This window comes from Tepidimonas sp. (assembly GCF_046292505.1).
Classification (GTDB): domain Bacteria; phylum Pseudomonadota; class Gammaproteobacteria; order Burkholderiales; family Burkholderiaceae_C; genus Tepidimonas.
In genome coordinates, this window is the sequence record NZ_JBKBQX010000067.1 from 1 (window position 1) to 1,820 (window position 1,820).

Below are 1,820 nucleotides of genomic sequence, written 5' to 3' on the forward strand. Positions count from 1 at the left end.
GCGTAAGTACTTGTCATACCGAACGATATTGCCGGGGTGCAGTCCGAACCAAGCCCTGATTTCAAAGGGATTAAGACAAGTGCTTGCTGTTCTTAGAGAATCTATAAAAAAGTCCGAACCAAGCCCTGATTTCAAAGGGATTAAGACGCTTGTGACATGTTTAAGGAGCTGGACAACGTGACCGTCCGAACCAAGCCCTGATTTCAAAGGGATTAAGACCGCTTCGCAGTAGGCGTTCACGAAGTCGATCCGTACGTCCGAACCAAGCCCTGATTTCAAAGGGATTAAGACGCCTTGCGATTGATGAACTCACGAACCGATTGCAGTCCGAACCAAGCCCTGATTTCAAAGGGATTAAGACCACGAGCCACCGTGCCGCCAACACCGGTCAAAGCGGTCCGAACCAAGCCCTGATTTCAAAGGGATTAAGACTGGGGCCGTGCTGGTCGATGTAGAGCGCGAAGGCGCGTCCGAACCAAGCCCTGATTTCAAAGGGATTAAGACAGGCGATGGATGAACTCAATCGCCGCCGACAGTTTGTCCGAACCAAGCCCTGATTTCAAAGGGATTAAGACGCTGCTGCATTCGCGGTCTTGTCTTTCGCGTCAACTGTCCGAACCAAGCCCTGATTTCAAAGGGATTAAGACCCCGCCGGTATTGGCCCATTTACTTGTTCCCACGCGTCCGAACCAAGCCCTGATTTCAAAGGGATTAAGACGCGTCAATTTCGACGCCCTTTTGGGCGATGCCGATGTCCGAACCAAGCCCTGATTTCAAAGGGATTAAGACAACCTTCAAAGGTTTTTGCAGACATAGTAACCTCCGTCCGAACCAAGCCCTGATTTCAAAGGGATTAAGACAGAACCGCTCCATCGACTTGCGGATCTGGCCGGGTCCGAACCAAGCCCTGATTTCAAAGGGATTAAGACGGCACCGCTTTTCGTGGTGTACGGCTTGATGTTGTGTCCGAACCAAGCCCTGATTTCAAAGGGATTAAGACAAGGCCGCTTCTACCCCTTTCCATACTTTGGCCCGTCCGAACCAAGCCCTGATTTCAAAGGGATTAAGACGAAGCGGTCTTCGGCGTACTTGACAAGTTGCTGGTGGTCCGAACCAAGCCCTGATTTCAAAGGGATTAAGACAACCCGCCATACCGGCGGGTTAGATAGTTTAGGCGGGTCCGAACCAAGCCCTGATTTCAAAGGGATTAAGACGCACTGCTCGCGGATCGTCTTATATTGCGCGGCCGGTCCGAACCAAGCCCTGATTTCAAAGGGATTAAGACGGGCACCGCTTTTCGTGGTATATGGCTTGATGTTGTCCGAACCAAGCCCTGATTTCAAAGGGATTAAGACGTGGTTGCTGGGGCTGTACTACCACCGGCGTGTAGTCCGAACCAAGCCCTGATTTCAAAGGGATTAAGACCCAACTCGTCCAGATTTTGGTCAAGTCGAACCGGGCGTCCGAACCAAGCCCTGATTTCAAAGGGATTAAGACACGCCTTCGCGCAACAGGGCGGATTCCAACTCGATGTCCGAACCAAGCCCTGATTTCAAAGGGATTAAGACTTTGCCAACATCACCGGCTCGGTTCCACCGTCAGCGTCCGAACCAAGCCCTGATTTCAAAGGGATTAAGACGAACTTCCATCTTGTGTTTCTTCGCCAGTTGACGTCCGAACCAAGCCCTGATTTCAAAGGGATTAAGACTAGTTCACGACGGACGTATGCGTCTGTCAGCTTTGCGTCCGAACCAAGCCCTGATTTCAAAGGGATTAAGACGTCTTGAGGCTGTCCATCTCGCGCCGGATGGCGTCGTCCG

7 protein-coding genes are annotated in these 1,820 nt (G+C 51.5%); all 7 read left to right on the top strand.

What is annotated here, in order from left to right:
- On the top strand, positions 1-181 hold a 181-nt coding region (locus ACK4TH_RS11600; protein ID WP_409626641.1), incomplete at its 5' end, for a hypothetical protein.
- 139 nt (positions 182-320) lie between these two features.
- A complete protein-coding gene (locus tag ACK4TH_RS11605) occupies positions 321-455 on the top strand; it encodes a hypothetical protein (RefSeq protein WP_409626643.1) in 135 nt (44 codons plus the stop codon).
- A 58-nt stretch (positions 456-513) separates the two neighbouring features.
- A complete protein-coding gene (locus ACK4TH_RS11610) occupies positions 514-771 on the top strand; it encodes a hypothetical protein (RefSeq protein ID WP_409626645.1) in 258 nt (85 codons plus the stop codon).
- Complete coding sequence (locus ACK4TH_RS11615; RefSeq protein WP_409626647.1) at positions 746-958, top strand: hypothetical protein; 213 nt, start codon at positions 746-748, stop codon at positions 956-958. The genes ACK4TH_RS11610 and ACK4TH_RS11615 overlap by 26 nt, the downstream gene beginning before the upstream one ends.
- Complete coding sequence (locus ACK4TH_RS11620; RefSeq protein WP_409626649.1) at positions 958-1,407, top strand: hypothetical protein; 450 nt, start codon at positions 958-960, stop codon at positions 1,405-1,407. The genes ACK4TH_RS11615 and ACK4TH_RS11620 overlap by 1 nt, the downstream gene beginning before the upstream one ends.
- A 34-nt stretch (positions 1,408-1,441) precedes the next feature.
- Positions 1,442-1,621 carry a hypothetical protein gene (locus tag ACK4TH_RS11625; RefSeq protein ID WP_409626651.1) on the top strand — a complete coding sequence of 60 codons (180 nt, stop codon included), beginning with the start codon at positions 1,442-1,444 and terminating at the stop codon, positions 1,619-1,621.
- 31 nt (positions 1,622-1,652) lie between these two features.
- Positions 1,653-1,787 (top strand): hypothetical protein, encoded by a 135-nt coding sequence (locus ACK4TH_RS11630; protein WP_409626653.1) that lies wholly within the window; start codon positions 1,653-1,655, stop codon positions 1,785-1,787.
- Positions 1,788-1,820 lie beyond the last annotated feature (33 nt).

What these genes read in the sequence shown, in the direction of transcription:
- ACK4TH_RS11615 (WP_409626647.1), top strand. Translation starts at nt 746, where the DNA reads ATGCCGATGTCCGAACCAAGCCCTGATTTCAAAGGGATTAAGACAACC.
- ACK4TH_RS11610 (WP_409626645.1), top strand. Translation starts at nt 514, where the DNA reads ATGAACTCAATCGCCGCCGACAGTTTGTCCGAACCAAGCCCTGATTTC.
- ACK4TH_RS11620 (WP_409626649.1), top strand. Translation starts at nt 958, where the DNA reads ATGTTGTGTCCGAACCAAGCCCTGATTTCAAAGGGATTAAGACAAGGC.